Genomic DNA, 16,287 nt, shown 5'->3' on the forward strand with positions numbered 1-16,287 from the left:
GTCTACTTGGCCGGTTCCTGCGCTGGCGATCCCGCGCCGGCTTCGGCGCAGTCGTTCAGGCACACCAGCCGGCCGTGTTTCATGACCATGCGCACGCGTTGCAGCACGGCCGGGTCGCGCTGCGGGTCGCCGTCCACCGCGATCAGATCGGCGCGCTGGCCGGGGCGCAGCCGGCCGAGCTGCGCGCCCAGGCCGAGCGCGTCGGCGTTGCCGGCGGTGGCCGCGCGCAGCGCCGCGGCCGCCGGCACGCCGGATTCGACGTAGTGGACGACTTCGCGCGCGGTCGCATCGGTGGCGAAGCTGGGGCCGGCATCGGTGCCCAGCGCCAGCGGCACGCCGGCGCGCCAGGCCCGGCCCGGGGTTTGCCTGGCGGCGTCGACCCAGGCGCGCAGGTCCTGCTGCGACTGGCCGTCGCGGCCGCCGGCGAAGCGGTCCAACTGGGTGCCGACGTAGTGGGCGATGAACGCGGTCGGCACCAGGTAAGCCTGTTGGCGCTTGAACAGCGCCGCCGAGCCGGCGTCGAAATAGGTGCCGTGTTCGATCGTGCGTGCGCCGGCGCGCAGCGCCAAGTCGATCGCCTGGGTGCTGTGGGCGTGCGCGGCGACCGGGCGCTGCGCCTGCCGCGCCGCCGCGATCGCGTTGTCGAGTTCGTCCTGGAACAGGATCGGCGCGGCCTGCGCGCGGCCGCCGGTTTCGCGGCCGGAGCCGGACACGGTCAGCTTGATCCAGTCGGCGCCGGCCTCGACGTTCTCGCGCACCGCGCGGCGGCAGGATTCGGGGCCGTCGCAGGCGGCCGGCGGAGCGGCGACGTCGCCGGGCGCGGCGCGCTTGGCGCCGTGACCGCCGCTGCGCGAGACGATCCGGCCGGCGGCTAGGATGCGCGGACCTTCGACGGTGCCGGACTCGATCGCGTCGCGCACGGCGTAGGTCACGCCGGTGTTGTCGCCGACGTCGCGCACCGTGGTCACGCCGGCGCGCAGCAGACGCCGCGCATAGCCGGCCACCGCCAGGGCCAGCCGGGCCGGCTCGGCGTACAGCGCGGGATCGGCTTCCGAATCGATCGCCAAGTGCATGTGCGCGTCGATCAGCCCCGGCAGGACGCAGGCCTGCGACAGGTCGAGCACCCGCGCGCCGGCCTCGGCGGCGCGGTCCAGGCCGGATTGCAGCCGCTGCACGCGACCGTCGCGGACCAGCAGGGTGTGCGGGCCCAGCGCCGCCTCGCCGGGTTCGGCGATCAGGCAGCCGGCGAGCACCACGACGGCCGGGGGCGGGAGCGGGACCGGTTCGAGCGAGAGCGATGGCGTAGCCGCCGCGGCGGCCGGCAAGGCCGCGGCGAGCAGGCCGCCCAGCCGGCGCAACGACGATCGCGTAAGCGCCCGCATCGCCGCGTCTCAGGTATCGGGCATCGCGTAGCGCGCCGGCGCCGGGTTCAGATGCCCGCATTCGCCGCAAGTGCGGTGCTCGCGCGAGGAATAGAAGCGGTCGAACACCGGCGGGAAATCGGTCTCGATGTTGCGCAGCTTGAAGAATTCCTCGTACAGCTTGCGGTTGCAGCGCTCGCAGAACCACATCAGGCCGTCGTCCTCGTGCGCCAGGCGCTTGCGCTCGATCACCAGGCCGACCGAGTCGGGCAGGCGCTGCGGCGAATGCGGCACCCGCGGCGGCAACAGGAAGGTCTCGCCGGCGCGGATCGGGATGTCGCGCACCGCGCCGCTGCCGTCGGACAGCGTTTCCTGGATGCGCAGGACCATCTCGCCCTCGAGCTGGTAGAACCACTCCGGGCCCTCGTCCCAGTGGTAGTCGGTGCGCTGGTTGGGTCCGCCGACCACCATGACGATGAAGTCGCCGGCGTAGATCACCTTGTTGCCGACCGGCGGCTTGAGCAGATGGCGGTGTTCGTCGATCCAGGCTTGCAGGTTGATCGGGCCGGGCAGCATGGTCAGTCCTTGGCGGCGTCCGCCGGCAGGCGGGCGATGCATTTGAGTTCGATCGCGATCGGGGTCGGCAGGGCGGTGATGCCGAGCGTGGTCCGGCACGGCGCGCGCTCGATGTCGGGGAAGTACTCGGCCCAGACCGCGTTGTAGGCGGCGAAATCGCGCGCCATGTCGGTCAGGTAGACGGTGACGTCGACCAGGTCGTCCCAGGACGCGCCGCTGGCTTCCAGCACCGCGCGCACGTTGGCGAACACCGAGCGGCACTGCAGCTCGATGTCGTAGGCGATCAACCGGCCGTCGGCGTCGTGGACGTTGCCGGGCACGGCGTTGCTGGCCGCGTCGCGCGGACCGACCCCGGACAGGAACAGCAGTTCGCCGACCCGGCGCGCATGCGGGTAGCGCCCGACCGGGCGCGGCGCGGCGTCGGTGCGCACCGCCCGGCTCATCGCGGCGAATCCCCGCGATAGCCGTTGACCCGGGTCACCGCCGCGGCGTACAGGCCGTCGAGCTTGTCGTAGGCGTCGACGTCGATGCCCATGTCGTGGACCAGGCCGTTGCGCAGGCTGTAGACCCAGCCGTGCACGGCCAGCGGCTGGCCGCGGCTCCAGGCGTCGCGGACGATGGTGGTCAGGCACACGTTCTGCACCTGCTCGATCACGTTGAGCTCGCACAGGCGGTCGTGGCGCTCGTCGCTGTGCGCATGGTGGATGCAGCCGGCGTGCTTGTCGGCGACGTCGGCGACGTGGCGCAGCCAGTTGTCGGCCAGGCCGACGCGCTGGCCGTGCAGCGCGGCGTGGACGCCGCCGCAGCCGTAGTGGCCGACCACCAGGATGTGCTTGACCTTGAGCACGTCGACCGCGAACTGGATCACCGACAGGCAGTTGAGGTCGGTGTGCACGACCACGTTGGCGATGTTGCGGTGGACGAACACTTCGCCCGGGGCCATGTCGATGATCTGGTTGGCCGGCACGCGCGAATCGGAGCAGCCGATCCACAGGTACTCCGGCGCCTGCTGGCGCGACAGGCGGGCGAAGAACTCGGGGTCTTCGGCGTTGATCCGTTCGGACCATTCGCGATTGCGCTCGAGCAGGTCTTCGAGCGGACTGGTGGCGGTACTACTCATGCAGCGGTCATCCCAAGTGGAGGCCGACGTTCTTGGCCTCGGTGAAGAAACGCATCGCCTCGACGCCGCCTTCGCGGCCGAGGCCGGACGCGCCGACGCCGCCGAACGGCGTGCGCAGGTCGCGTTGCAGCCAGGTGTTGATCCAGACCATGCCGACGTTGAGGCGCGCGGCCAGGCGATGGGCGCGGTTGAGGTCGCGCGTCCACAGGCTGGCGCTGAGGCCGTAGTCGCTGGCGTTGGCCAGGGCCAGGGCGTGCTCGTCGTCGTCGAAGGCCTGCAGGGTCGCGACCGGGCCGAAAATCTCTTCGCGGTTGCTGGCGCAGTCCGGACCCAGGCCCTCGATCAGGGTCGGGGCGACGTACCAGCCGGGCCGGTCCAGCGCCTGGCCGCCGCACAGCACCGTGCCGCCTTCGTCGCGGGCGCGTTGCAGCGCGGCCACGACCTTGTCGTAATGGGCCTGCGACACCAGCGGACCGAGCGCGGTGCTCTCGTCGCCGGGGTCGCCGACGCGCAAGGCCTGCGCGCGTTCGACCAAGGCCTCGCGGACCTCGGCGTAGATGCCGCGCTCGATCAGCAGGCGCGAACCGCACAGGCAGATCTGCCCGGAGTTCTGGAACGCCGAGCGGACCAGAGTGTCGAGCTGGGCGCGCCAATCGCTGTCGGCGAACACCAGGGTCGGGTTCTTGCCGCCGAGCTCGAGCGAGACCTTGCGCAGCATCGGCGCGGCGATGCCGGCGATGCGCCGGCCAACCGCAGTGCTGCCGGTGAAGGAGATCGCTTTCACCGCCGGGTGCCGGACCATCGCTTCGCCGACCTCGGGACCGAGGCCGTGGACGATGTTGAGCACGCCGGGCGGGAAACCGATCTGCGCGGCGAGCTCGCCGAGCAGGGTCGCGGTGGCCGGTGTCACCTCGGAAGGCTTGGCGATCACCGTATTGCCGGCGGCCAGGGCCGGGGCGATCTTCCAGGTGAACAGGTACAGCGGCAGGTTCCAGGGCGAGATCGTCGCGACCACGCCCAGCGGGGTACGCAGGGTGTAGTTCAGCCCGGCCTGGCCGTGATGGGATTCGCTGGCGAACTGGGTCGCGGCCTGGGCGAAGAAGCGCAGGTTGGCCACGGCGCGCGGAATCTCGGCCTCGCGGGCGAGCCGGATCGGCTTGCCGCCGTCGCGCGACTCGGCCTGGGCGAAGTCTTCCAGCCGCGCCTCCAGCGCCGTGGCCAGGGCCTCCAGCCAACGCGCGCGTTCGCTCGGTGGCAGCCCGGCCCAGCCGGGCAGAGCGCGCTGCGCCGCGCTCGCGGCGAGTTCGACGTCGTCGGCGCCGCCGGCGGCGACCTGCGCATACGCCAGCGCACTGGCGGGGTCGTGGACGTCGAGCCAACGGCCGCCGGCCGCATCGCGGGGCTGTCCGTCGATCCAGTGCCGGAATTTGTGCATGGCGCCAAGCTTAACGCTTGTGGCTGGGAATCGGCACTTGGAACTCGGGACTCGGATTCGGGACTCGGGACTCGGGACTCGGGACTCGGGACTCGGTAAGCGTATTCGCCGCGGCCGGGAAGGTCGTAGGCCGCGGTCGTCGGCGCTGCGCAACCGCGTACCGAGAACCTAGAACCCAAGTTACAAGTCCCGAATCCGAATCCGAGTCCCGAGTCCGAGTCCGAGCCCCGAGTCCCGAGTCCCGAGTCCCGAGTCCCGAGTCCCGACTTTGCCGACTCTGCGCCCAGCGTGACCAAAGTCATGCATGACCCTTGGCCCGTGCCAAGTGCGCATCGTCTCGTTCCAGCGCTGCGATCGCAGTCGCGGCGCAGCGCGAACATGCCGGTCGCGTCGCGCCGATAGTGGCGTAAATCCCGTGTGCAACCGGGTTCGCTTGCGCCGCATCCTGGTTGCGTGCGCAGCGCGTGCTGGGGCGATGACGACGCCATGACGCGATGGCGGACGGCACTTGACTGCGCGCTGAACCGCTGCGCACAGTCCGGCGGTCACATTCATCCATGCCTTGCGACGCGGTTCGCAACCGATCGCACGGGCCATAACGGCGGAGCCAACGTGGACAGACGCAACTTCCTCAGCATGACCGGGCTCGGCATCGCCGGTCTGATGATTCCCTTCGGCAGCGCCATCGCCGCCGAAGCGCTGCTGGTTCCGCTCGATGTGGCGCGCAAGAAGCGCCTGGCCGACACCGCGCTGACCGCCGCCCGCGGCGCCGGCGCCGGCTATTGCGACGTGCGCATCGGCCGCTACCTGCGCCAGTTCGTGATCACCCGCGAGGACAAGGTCGAGAACGTGGTCAACACCGAGTCGACCGGGATCGGCATTCGCGTGCTGGTCGACGGCGCCTGGGGCTTCGCCGCGACCAACCGCCTGGACGACAAGAGCGTGGCCGAGGCGGCCAAGCAGGCCGCCGCGATCGCCCGCGCCAACGCCAAGACCCAGACCGCCAAGGTCGAGCTGGCCAAGACCCCCGGCGTGGGCGAGGTCGCCTGGAAGACCCCGATCCGCAAGAACGCGATGGAAGTGCCGATCAAGGACAAGGCCGACTTGCTGCTGAGCGTGAACGCCGCCGCGCTCAAGGCCGGCGCCGATTTCGTCAACTCGATGCTGTTCCTGGTCAACGAACAGAAATACTTCGCCTCGACCGACGGCTCCTACATCGACCAGGACGTGCACAGGGTGTGGGCGCCGATGACGGTGACCGCGATCGACAAGGCCAGCGGCAAGTTCCGCACCCGCGAAGGCCTGTCCTCGCCGATGGGCATGGGCTACGAGTACCTGGACGGCGCCGCCTCGGGCAAGGTCGTCTCGCCCAACGGCGTGGTCAACTACCGCGACTCCTACGACATGGTCGAGGACGCGGTCGCCGCGGCCAAGCAGGCGCGGCAGAAGCTGACCGCGCCCTCGGTCAAGCCGGGCAAGTACGACCTGGTGCTCGACCCCTCGCATACCTGGCTGACCATCCACGAATCGATCGGCCATCCGCTCGAACTCGACCGCGTGCTTGGCTACGAGGCCAACTACGCCGGCACCAGCTTCGCCACCGTAGACAAGCTCAAGTCGGCGTTCAAGTACGGCAGCGACCAGGTCACCGTGTTCGCCGACAAGACCCAGCCCGGCAGCCTCGGCGCGGTCGGCTTCGACGACGAAGGCGTCAAGACCAAGCGTTGGGACCTGATCAAGGACGGCGTGCTGGTCGATTACCAGACCATCCGCGACCAGGCCCACATCCTCGGCAAGACCGAGTCCGACGGCTGCTGCTACGCCGATTCCTGGTCCAGCGTGCAGTTCCAGCGCATGGCCAACGTGTCGCTCGCGGCGGGCAAGAACAAGCTCAGCGTCGCCGACATGATCAAGGACGTGGAGAACGGCATCTACATCGTCGGCGACGGCTCGTTCTCGATCGACCAGCAGCGCTACAACGCCCAGTTCGGCGGCCAGCTGTTCTACGAGATCAAGAACGGCAAGATCACCGGCATGCTCGAGGACGTGGCCTACCAGATCCGCACCCCGGAGTTCTGGAACTCCTGCGTCGCCGTCTGCGACGAAAGCGACTACCGCCTGGGCGGCTCGTTCTTCGACGGCAAGGGCCAGCCGGGCCAGGTCTCGGCGGTCTCGCACGGCTCCGCCACGGCGCGCTTCAACGGCGTCAACGTCATCAACACCGCCCGCAAGCTCGGCTGACCGGCGCAGGAGAAACGACCATGAGCATCTTCACCGAAGCCGAAGCCAAGGCCATCCTCGACAAGGTCATCGCCCTGTCCAAGGCCGACGAGTGCACCGCGACCCTGACCGGGTCGGTCGACGGCAACATCCGTTTCGCCCTCAACGACGTCTCCACCAGCGGCATCGTCAGCAACGTCGACCTGGCCGTGCAGGTGGCGTTCGGCAAGCGCGTCGGCATCGCCACGATCAACGAGTTCGACGACGCCGCGCTGGAGCGGGTGGTGCGCCGCGCCGAGGATCTGGCCCGGCTGGCGCCGGAGAATCCCGAGTTCGTGCCGGCGATCGGCAAGCAGGACTACAAACCCAGCCCGACCTTCAGCGAATCCACCGCAGCGATCGATCCCGAGTTCCGCGCCAAGGCCGCATCCGACTCGATCGCGCCCTGCCGCGCCGGCAAGCTGACCGCCGCCGGTTTCCTCGAGGACGGCCGCAGCTTCGTCGCGATCGCCAACAGCAACGGCAATTTCGGCTACCAGAAAGCGACCAATTTCAATTACACCTGCACCGTGCGCACCGACGACGGCCGGGGCTCGGGCTGGGTCGGCCGCAATCTCAAGGACGCCGCCGATTTCAAGGCCGACAACGAGGTCCGCATCGCCATGCGCAAGGCCACCGAATCGGCCGAAGCCAAGGCGCTGGAGCCGGGCAAATACACGGTGATCCTGGAGCCGGCCGCGGCCGCCGGGCTGATCTCGTTCATGATGGGCTTCTTCGACGCGCGCCAGGCCGACGAAGGCCGCAGCTTCCTGTCCAAGAAGGGCGGCGGCAACAAACTCGGCGAGCAGGTCTACGACAGCCGGGTCAACATCAGCGCCGACCCCTGGGACGCCCGCGCCGCGGTGCTGCCCTGGGACAACGAAGGCCTGCCGCGCGAGAAGATGGCGGTGGTCGAGAACGGCAAGATCGCCGCGCTGGGCTATTCGCGCTACTGGGCGCAGAAGCAGGGCAAGAAGGCGGTCGGCCAGCCGGGCAACCTGCTGATGGCCGGCGGCGACAAGTCCACCGCCGAGCTGATCAAGGGCACCCAGAAGGGCATCCTGGTCACCCGAACCTGGTACATCCGCCTGGTCGATCCGCAGACCGTGCTGCTGACCGGGCTGACCCGCGACGGCACCTTCTACATCGAGAACGGCGCCATCAAGCATCCGGTGAAGAATTTCCGCTTCAACGAGTCGCCGGTGATCATGCTCAACAATATCGAAGAGCTCGGCCGGCCGGTGCGGGTGGCCGGCGACGAGTCCAGCTTCGTGATGATGATCCCGCCGATGAAGCTGCGCGATTTCACCTTCACCTCGCTCTCGGACGCGGTCTGAGCATGGCGGTGCGGGGCGGTTCGCCGCGGCGGCATCGCGGACCGTCCCGGCCGTTGCGCGCCGGCCGGCGAGGACGGCGATGAACCGCGCCGCCTTCCTGCGCCTGCTCGCCGGCGGCCTGGCCGGAGCCTGGCTGGCGCGCTCGCCGCTGGCGCGGGCCGCGGCCGACTACGACTTCTGGTTCACCCGGCTCAAGTACGACTCCGGCGACTGGGACGTGGACCAGCGCATGCCGGCCAACCTGATCACCGCGCTGGTCGACTACACCGGCCTGCGGGTGGACCCGAAGGAACATGTGCTGGCCTTGTCCGATCCGAAGATGCTCGGCGCGCCGTTCTGTTACCTGGCCGGGCACAAGCTGGTCGAGTTCAATCCCGAGGAGCGGCGCAACTTCGAGCGCTACGTGCGCAACGGCGGCTTCGTCTTCGTCGACGACTGCAACCACGACATCGACGGTCTGTTCGCGCGTTCGTTCGAAAGCCAGATGGCGTCGATCTTCGGCCGCAAGGCGCTCAAGCGCCTGCCCAGGAACCACCCTCTCTACCGCAGCTTCTTCGTCTTCGACGGTCCGCCGGCGACCGGCTTCGAGCTCAACGGCTGGGGCGACGACCTGGTCCACGACTACCTGCAGGGGATCGAGATCGACGGCCGCCTGGGCGTGCTGTACAGCAACAAGGACTACGGCTGCGAATGGGACTACGACTGGCGCAACAAGCGCTTCCTGGCCGAAGACAACACCAAGTTCGCGGTCAATATCGTGATGTATGCGTTGATGGGGTGAGGGTGCGGACTCGGTCGGGGTAAAGCGTGGCAGAGGCAGAAGCGGCCACGGGCGAAAGGCGGGGGCACGGCATCGAGCGCTCGTGCCGTTGCCCTTTGCACAAGGGGGCGGCGTTCGCGCAGCGGACGCGGGGGATTTGCTTTTGCTCTTGCATTCGATGCGTAAGGAATCGGGACCAGACATGAACACCAAGGCGGTAGCGGACGAAGTGGGCGGCGAAGCCGGGTTGCAGGCTTTGCTGGCGCGGCTGGGCGAACTGCGCGGGGCGATCGCGCGGGCGATCGTCGGCCAGGACGAGGTGGTCGAGCAGTTGCTGATCGGCCTGCTCGCCGGCGGCCATTGCCTGCTCGAGGGCGTGCCGGGGCTGGGCAAGACCCTGCTGGTGCGCTCGCTGGGACAGGCGCTGGAGCTGCAGTTCCGGCGCGTCCAGTTCACCCCCGACCTGATGCCCAGCGACCTGCTCGGCACCGAGCTGCTGGAAGAAGACCACGGCACCGGCCATCGCCATTTCCGCTTCCAGCCCGGGCCGATCTTCACCCATCTGCTGCTGGCCGACGAACTCAACCGCACCCCGCCCAAGACCCAGGCGGCGTTGCTGGAGGCGATGCAGGAACGCACGGTCAGCTACGCCGGCACCACCCATGCGCTGCCGGCGCCGTTCTTCGTCCTGGCGACCCAGAATCCGCTCGAACAGGCCGGCACCTATCCCTTGCCCGAAGCCCAGCTCGACCGCTTTCTGCTGCACATCCGGGTCGGCTATCCGAGCGAGAACGAAGAACACGACATCCTGCGCCAGACCACCGGCAGCCACGGCGCGCAGGTGCCGCGGGTGATGCACGGCGCCGACCTGCTGGCGCTGCAGTCGCGAGTGCGCGAGGTGCACCTGAGCGAAGACCTGCTGCGCTGGATCACCCGCCTGGTGCGCGCCAGCCGGCCGGGCGAGGGCGCGCCGAGCGAGGTCCGGCAATGGGTGAAATGGGGCGCCGGCCCGCGCGCCGGCCAGTCGCTGGCCCTGGCCTCGAAAGCCCGCGCCCTGCTGCACGGCCGCCTGGCCGCGACGCGCGAGGACGTGATCGCCCTGGCCGCGCCGGTGATGCGCCACCGCCTGTTGCTGTCGTTCGCCGCCGAGGCCGAATCGCGCAGCGCCGACGATGTGGTCGCGGCGCTGCTGCGCGCTTTGCCTGCGCCGGACGCCTGAGCCGGCGCATGCGCGAGCTGATTCCGCCGGCGGTGCGGGCGCGCCTGCGCGGTCTGAGCCTGGTTTCGCGGCGCTCGCTCGGCGCGCACGGACTGGGCCAGCACCGCAGCCGCAGCCGTGGCGCCGGCCTGGAATTCGCCCAGTACCGCGCCTACGAGCCCGGCGACGAGCCGCGCCAGATCGACTGGAAGCTGTACGCGCGCTCGGACCGCTTCTTCGTCCGCGAAGCCGAGCGCGAAAGTCCGCTGGCGCTATGGCTGCTGGTCGACGCCAGCGCCTCGATGGGGCAGGGCGATGCCGCGCGTCCCGGCTGGAGCCGGCTCGATGCGGCCAAGGCCCTGGCCGCGTGCGCGGCCGAGCTGGCCCTGCGCCAGGGCGACCGTTTCGGCTTGATCGCCCTGCAGGAAGACGGCCTGCGCCTGATCGCCCCGGCCGCCGGCACCCGCCAGCGCGACCGGCTGTGGCTGGAACTGCATGCGTTGTGCGCGCAAGGTCGCTGGCCGTCGCCGCAACGGCTGCGGCCGTTGTGGGAGCGGATCGGCGCCGGCGACCTGGTGCTGATGCTCGGCGACGGCTTCGACGAGGCCGCGCTGGAGGTCGCCGAACGGCTGGCCGCGGCGCGGCGCGAAGTGCTGAGCATCCGCATCCTGACCGCCGAGGAGCGCGACTTCCCGTACCGCGGCGGGCACCGCTTCCGCGATCCTGAAACCGGCGAGGAGCTGCTCGGCGACGGCGCCGCGCTACGCGAGGAGTTCCTGCGCCGCTTCGCCGCGGCACGCCAGGCGATCGACGCGCGATTGCAGGCCTGCGGCGTCCGCCATGCCGAGTACGTGCTCGACGAGGAGCTGGATCTGCCATTGCGGCGGTTGTTCGGCGGACGCGACGCAGCGGAGGGCGCGTGAGCCTGGCGCTGTTGCTGCCTTTGGGCCTGGCCGCGCTGGCGGCCTGGGTCCTGCCCTTGCTGATCCATCTGGCCCGGCGCAGCGAACAGCGCCCGACCGAGTTCGCCGCGCTGCGCTGGTTGCGGCAACGGCCGAAACCGCGCCAGCGTATCCGCTTCGACGATTGGCCGCTGCTGTTGCTGCGGTTGTTGCTGCTGGCCCTGCTGGCGCTGTGGCTGGCGCGGCCGGTATTGTCGGGCGCCGACAGCGCACGCGCCTGGGTGGCGGTGGCGCCGGGCGCGGACTTGCCCGCGGCGCGTGCCGCGGCGGCCGCGCAGGGCGCAGGCCTGCATTGGCTGACCCCGGGGTTTCCCGCCGTCGCCGAAGAGGCTGCTGTCCCGCCCGCCGACGCAGGCACCGCGGCGACCGCCAGCCTGTTGCGCGAACTCGATGCGCGCCTGCCGGCGCAGGCCGCGCTGCAGGTGTTCGTGCCCGAGCGCCTGGGCGGACTGGACGCAGAGCGGGTGCGCCTGTCGCGGCGGATCGAATGGCACGCGACCGAGGGCGCTTCGCCGTCGCCGCCGGCGGTCGCGGCGGCGGCCGTCGCGCCGCCGGCGCTGCGGCACGCGCCCGAGCGCGCTTCGGCGCTGCCCTACCTGCGCGCGGCGCTGATCGCCTGGAGCGCGACCGCGCCGGCGGACGCGCGAACCGACGTCGCGCCGTTTTCGGCGCCCTGGCCGCAGGCCTCGAACGGATTGATCTGGCTCGCGCCCGGCGCGGTACCCGCGACGGTCCTGGCGCGCGCGCGCGAGGGCGCCACCGTGTTGCTGGACGCGCAGGCGGACTGGCCGGCCGATGCCGCGCCGGAACCTGCTGCCTTGTGGCGCGACGCCGCCGGCGCGGTGCTGGCGCAGGGCGGCCGCTACGGTCGCGGCCGCCTGCTGCGCCTGACCCGGCCGTTGTCGCCGGCGCAATGGCCGGAACTGCTCGAACCCGGCTTCGTCGCCGGCTTGCGCGATTTGTTCCAACCGTCTCCGCCGCCGCCGACGCGGGCGCGGGCCGGCGACGTCGCGCCGCGCACCGGCGCGGTCGCCTCGGTCTTGCCGCCGCAGGACCTGGGGCCGTGGCTGGCTGTAGCTATCGCCCTGGTCGCGTTGCTGGAGCGCTGGCGGGCCACACGGGCGCGCAACGGGGGCGGGCCGTGAGCGCCGCTGCGGCCGAGTTGCGGCTGCGCCGGGCTTGGCGTGCGGCGCGTTGGCGTCGTGGTCTGGACCGGGCCGCGCTGTGGTTGCCATGGGCGGGGGCGCTCGGCGTCGGGTTGTGGCGCGTTTGCGGTACCGCCGCCGCCGCGCTCGGCTTGGTCGTCGCCGCCGGCATCGTGTCGGCGTTCGCCTGGCGCGCCGTCGTCGCGCTCGACCGGCGCTGGCTGACGCGACGGCTCGACGGTCTGCGCCGCGACATGGACGACAGCGCCGAATTGCTGTTCGCGCGCGAGCAAGATCTCAACCAATTGCAGCGCCTGCAGCAGGCGCGGCTGCAGGCGCGATTGGCCGCCGGACCGGCGCCGGACCTGCGCCCGGCCTGGTCGCGGCGATGGATAGCGCTGTCGGGGCTGGCGGCTGCGGCGCTCGTCGCCGCCGCGCTGTTGTGGCCGCGAACCCCGGCGGCGCCGAGCGAAGGCGATTTGGCGCCGGCGCCCGCGGTCGCCGCCGCGCCGGGGCAGCCGCGCCTGCTGGCGCACAACCTGCGCGTGCAGCCGCCGGCCTACACCGGCCTGCCGGCGCGCGACGAACCCAGCCTGCAGGGGCGCATCGCCGAAGGCTCGACCCTGCGCTGGCGGCTGCGTTTCGCGCCGCAACCGCAAGCCGCCGAACTGGCCTTCCTCGACGGTCGGCGGCTGCCCTTGCAGCGCGGCGCGGACGGCGACTGGCATGGGCAAGGCACGCTGGCCCGTTCTGCGCTGTACCGGATCCTCGCCCGCGGCGCGCCGGCGGCGCAGTCGCAGCGGTTGCACCGGCTCGACGTGGTGCCGGACCGTCCGCCGCAACTGCGGACGATCGAGCCCGAGCGCAGCCTGAGCCTGGTCGAGCCCGGCCAGCGCCACTGGCCGTTGGCCTTCGACGCCAGCGACGACTATGGCCTGGCCGCCTACGCCACGCTGCGCGTGACCCTGGCCCAGGGCAGCGGCGAGAACATCGTCTTTCGCGAGCAGACCCTGCGCGTGCCCGGCCGTGGCGGCATCGCCGCCAAGCGCTATGCGCAGCGCCTGGATCTGGCCGCGCTGGGCTTCGCCCGCGGCGACGACCTGATCGTCCAGCTCAGCGTCGACGACAACCGCCGCCCGCAGGCGCACAGCGTGCGCAGCGCCAGCCTGATCCTGCGCTGGCCGGCCGACCAGGGCAGCGAGGCGACCGGGGTGGAAGGACTGGTCAAGACGGTGATGCCGGCGTATTTCCGCAGCCAGCGCCAGATCATCATCGACGCCGAAGCGCTGATCGCGCAGCGGCGCAAGCTCGACGGCGAACGCTTCGTCCAGCGTTCCGACGCGATCGGCGTCGACCAGCGCTTGCTGCGCTTGCGCTACGGCCAGTTCCTGGGCGAGGAATCCGAAGGCGCGCCGAGCTTGCCGACCCACGACGCGCGCGAGGCCGAGCCCGGGCACGACGCCGCGGAGCACCAAGGCGGCGCCCACGACGGCCACTCCGCCGAATCCGGCGAAGACGGCGCGGCGGCGAAACCGGCGCCGGCCGGCGAGGACGGCCATGCCCACGATCCGGTGCCGCAGCGCTTCGGCGAAGCCGGCTCGGTGCTGGAGCAGTTCGGCCACACCCACGACATCGCCGAGGCCGCGACCTTGCTCGATCCCAAGACCCGGGCCTTGCTCAAATCGGCGCTGGACGAGATGTGGCAGTCGGAACTGCAACTGCGCCAGGGCCGGCCGCAACTGGCGCTGCCCTATGCCTATCGCGCCCTGCGCCTGATCAAGCAGGTGCAGCAGGCGGACCGGATCTACCTGGCCCGGGTGGGCCCGGAGCTGCCGCCGATCGATTTCTCTCGCCGCCTCAGCGGCGACCGCGCCGGTCTGGCGCGGCGTGCCGACCCGCTGGTCGCGGCGACCGCCGCCGACCCCTTGCCGGCGGCCTGGTGGCAGGCCTTGCAGCCAGTGCCGGGCGCCGCCGCGGCGCCGGTCGACTACGCCGCCCTGGAGCGTTGGCTCGGCGCGCATCCGGAGCGGGTGAGCGATCCGCTGGCGTTCGCGGCCGCGCTGGATGCGCTGCGCCAGCGCGGCGACTGCAGCGACTGCCGGGCGCGCCTGCGCGCCTTGCTGTGGCCGGTGCTGGCGCGTCCGCCGGCGACGGTGCCGCGCCGCGCCGCGGGCGATGCCGGCGACCGGCGTTATTTCGAGGCCTTGCAGGCGGAGGGCGGACGATGAGCCCGGGCGTCGCGGTAGCCGCCCTGCTGGCATCGGCGACGCTGATCGCCGTGCTGCGCCTGCTCGCGCGCCAGTACCGTACCGTGCCGGAACATCGCGCACGCACTTGGCGGCTGGGCCTGTTGCTGGCCGCGCAACCGCTGTGCGCGGCGCTGTTGTTGCTGACCCTGTTCCCGCCTCCGCTGCGCACGCCGCAGGCGGAACTGGTCGTGCTCACCGCCGCCGCCGCGCCGGGCGCGTTCGCCGCGGATGCGGCGCGGGTGGTCCTGCCGGAGGCGCCGCACGGTGTGGACGGCGAACGCGTGCCGGACCTGGCCACGGCCCTGCGCCGTCATCCGCAGACGCGGCGTTTGCGGGTGATCGGCGCCGGTCTGGAGCCGCGCGATCGCGCTGCGGCGCAGGGGCTGGCGCTGAGCTTCGCTCCGGCGCCGCTGCCGCGCGGCCTGAGCGAATGGTGGCCGCCGCAGCGGGCCAGCGCGGGCAATGTCTTCGCCGTGCACGGCCGCGCCCACGATCTGGCCGGCGGCAGCGCCGAACTGCTCGATCCGGCCGGCCAGCGCATCGACCGCATCGCGCTGGCGCGCGACGGACGCTTTCGTCTCGAAGGCCTGGCCCGGGTGGCCGGCCCGGTGGAGTTCGTTGTGCGCCTTCGCGATGCGCGCGGCGCGGCGGTCGACAGTTTGTCGCTGCCGCTGAACGTCGCCGCGGACGCGGCGCCGCGCGTGCTGCTGCTCGCCGGCGCGCCGAATCCGGAGCTGAAGTACCTGCGGCGATGGGCCGAGGACGCCGGCGTGCGCCTGCACAGCCAGATCGCGCTGGGCGCCGGACTGCAGATCGGCGACCCGCCGTTGCCGATCGATGCCGCGACCCTGGCCGGTTTCGACCTGCTGCTGGTCGACGAGCGCGCCTGGGACGGCTTGAGCGAGGCCTCGCGAACCGCGGTGTCGGCGGCGGCACGCGACGGGCTCGGCGTGCTGTTGCGCGTCACCGGTCCCTTGTCGGCGCGAACCCGAGCGCAGTGGCGCGGGTTCGGTTTCGAGCTCGGCGCCGGCGCGGAGGCGCTGCCGGCGCGCTGGCCGGCGCAGGCGCGCGACGAGGCCGCGGTGCGGGCGCGCCTGGGGCCCGGCAGCGCCGACGCGCCGAGGCGGCCGGAGCAATCGCCTGGCGAGACACCGATGCTGAGCCGGCGGGCGCTGGACTTGCCGGCGACGGCGCAGGTCTGGCTGCGCGCCGCCGACGGCGCGGGCTTGGCGGCCTGGCGCGCCCGGGGCCGCGGGCGGGTCGCGGTATGGACCTTGGGCGACAGTTTTCGCCTGGTGCTGGCCGGACGCGACGAATTGCATGCGCAGCTGTGGAGCCAGGCCGTGGCCACGCTGGCGCGGGCGAGCGCGGTCGAAGCGCCGCTGCGCGACGAGGCCGCCGAATCGGACCCGTTCCGCCAGCACCGCCGCAGCGTGCTGTGCGGGCTGGGCGGCGCGGCTCAGGTGTTCGCGCCCGACGGCGGCCGGATCGGACTGCTGCCCGACCCGGCCAGCGGCGCGCGGCGCTGCGCCGGATTCTGGCCGCAACAGGCCGGCTGGCATCTGTTGGTCGACGGCGCGCGACGCGTGCCGTTGGTGGTGCGGGCCCAGGACGAGGCACCGGGGTTGCGCGCGAACGAATTGCGCCAGGCGACCGCGGCGCTGGTGCGGCCATCGGCGGCGGTCGCCCTGGACCCGGCGCAACCGCGCTGGTTCGCGCCGACCGCGCCGGCGCGCATGCCGGCCTGGCCCTGGTTCCTGGCTTGGCTGATGGCCGCAAGCCTGCTGTGGTGGTTCGAACGCTCGCGCCTCGGACGCCGCGATGCCGCCCCTGTAGGCGCGGCGTGAGCCGCGACACGGGACGCGCAGACACCTCAGTATTGCAG

General features: G+C 71.8%; 13 protein-coding genes. 8 read left to right on the top strand and 5 right to left on the bottom strand.

Annotated elements, in window-relative coordinates; translation table 11 throughout:
- Positions 1–2 precede the first annotated feature (2 nt).
- The 5 genes from AC3A57_RS09915 to AC3A57_RS09935 form a co-directional block, all read right to left on the bottom strand.
- Positions 3–1,253, bottom strand: coding sequence for a metal-dependent hydrolase family protein (locus tag AC3A57_RS09915; protein WP_487578759.1), 1,251 nt, complete (start codon positions 1,251–1,253; stop codon positions 3–5).
- A gap of 138 nt (positions 1,254–1,391) precedes the next feature.
- Complete coding sequence (locus tag AC3A57_RS09920) at positions 1,392–1,937, bottom strand: 3-hydroxyanthranilate 3,4-dioxygenase (RefSeq protein ID WP_487578760.1); 546 nt, start codon at positions 1,935–1,937, stop codon at positions 1,392–1,394.
- A 2-nt stretch (positions 1,938–1,939) separates the two neighbouring features.
- Positions 1,940–2,380 (bottom strand): RidA family protein, encoded by a 441-nt coding sequence (locus AC3A57_RS09925; protein ID WP_487578761.1) that lies wholly within the window; start codon positions 2,378–2,380, stop codon positions 1,940–1,942.
- Positions 2,377–3,057, bottom strand: a complete 681-nt coding sequence (gene can / locus AC3A57_RS09930) for a carbonate dehydratase (protein WP_221672771.1) — start codon at positions 3,055–3,057, stop codon at positions 2,377–2,379. The genes AC3A57_RS09925 and can overlap by 4 nt, the downstream gene beginning before the upstream one ends.
- A gap of 7 nt (positions 3,058–3,064) precedes the next feature.
- Positions 3,065–4,492, bottom strand: a complete 1,428-nt coding sequence (locus AC3A57_RS09935; protein WP_487578762.1) for an aldehyde dehydrogenase — start codon at positions 4,490–4,492, stop codon at positions 3,065–3,067.
- A 612-nt stretch (positions 4,493–5,104) separates the two neighbouring features.
- Here AC3A57_RS09935 and AC3A57_RS09940 point away from each other — a divergent pair.
- The 8 genes from AC3A57_RS09940 to AC3A57_RS09975 all read left to right on the top strand — a co-directional run bounded on the left by AC3A57_RS09940 (position 5,105) and on the right by AC3A57_RS09975 (position 16,249).
- Positions 5,105–6,733 carry a TldD/PmbA family protein gene (locus AC3A57_RS09940; protein ID WP_487578763.1) on the top strand — a complete coding sequence of 543 codons (1,629 nt, stop codon included), beginning with the start codon at positions 5,105–5,107 and terminating at the stop codon, positions 6,731–6,733.
- Between the two features lie 20 nt (positions 6,734–6,753).
- Positions 6,754–8,088, top strand: coding sequence for a TldD/PmbA family protein (locus AC3A57_RS09945; protein ID WP_487578764.1), 1,335 nt, complete (start codon positions 6,754–6,756; stop codon positions 8,086–8,088).
- A gap of 79 nt (positions 8,089–8,167) precedes the next feature.
- Complete coding sequence (locus AC3A57_RS09950; protein ID WP_487578765.1) at positions 8,168–8,869, top strand: DUF4159 domain-containing protein; 702 nt, start codon at positions 8,168–8,170, stop codon at positions 8,867–8,869.
- Positions 8,870–9,050: 181 nt separating this feature from the next.
- Entirely contained in the window at positions 9,051–10,067 is a 1,017-nt protein-coding gene (locus tag AC3A57_RS09955; protein WP_487578766.1) for an AAA family ATPase, read from the top strand.
- An 8-nt stretch (positions 10,068–10,075) separates the two neighbouring features.
- Entirely contained in the window at positions 10,076–10,969 is an 894-nt protein-coding gene (locus AC3A57_RS09960) for a DUF58 domain-containing protein (protein WP_487578767.1), read from the top strand.
- The gene (locus tag AC3A57_RS09965) at positions 10,966–12,153 is read left to right on the top strand and encodes a BatA domain-containing protein (protein WP_487578768.1); all 1,188 of its coding nucleotides are present in this window, start codon (positions 10,966–10,968) and stop codon (positions 12,151–12,153) included. The genes AC3A57_RS09960 and AC3A57_RS09965 overlap by 4 nt, the downstream gene beginning before the upstream one ends.
- Entirely contained in the window at positions 12,150–14,381 is a 2,232-nt protein-coding gene (locus tag AC3A57_RS09970) for a hypothetical protein (RefSeq protein ID WP_487578769.1), read from the top strand. The genes AC3A57_RS09965 and AC3A57_RS09970 overlap by 4 nt, the downstream gene beginning before the upstream one ends.
- Positions 14,378–16,249, top strand: coding sequence for a carboxypeptidase regulatory-like domain-containing protein (locus tag AC3A57_RS09975; RefSeq protein WP_487578770.1), 1,872 nt, complete (start codon positions 14,378–14,380; stop codon positions 16,247–16,249). The genes AC3A57_RS09970 and AC3A57_RS09975 overlap by 4 nt, the downstream gene beginning before the upstream one ends.
- Positions 16,250–16,287: the final 38 nt, after the last annotated feature.

This window comes from Lysobacter sp. Soil_C_15, from assembly GCF_057657315.1.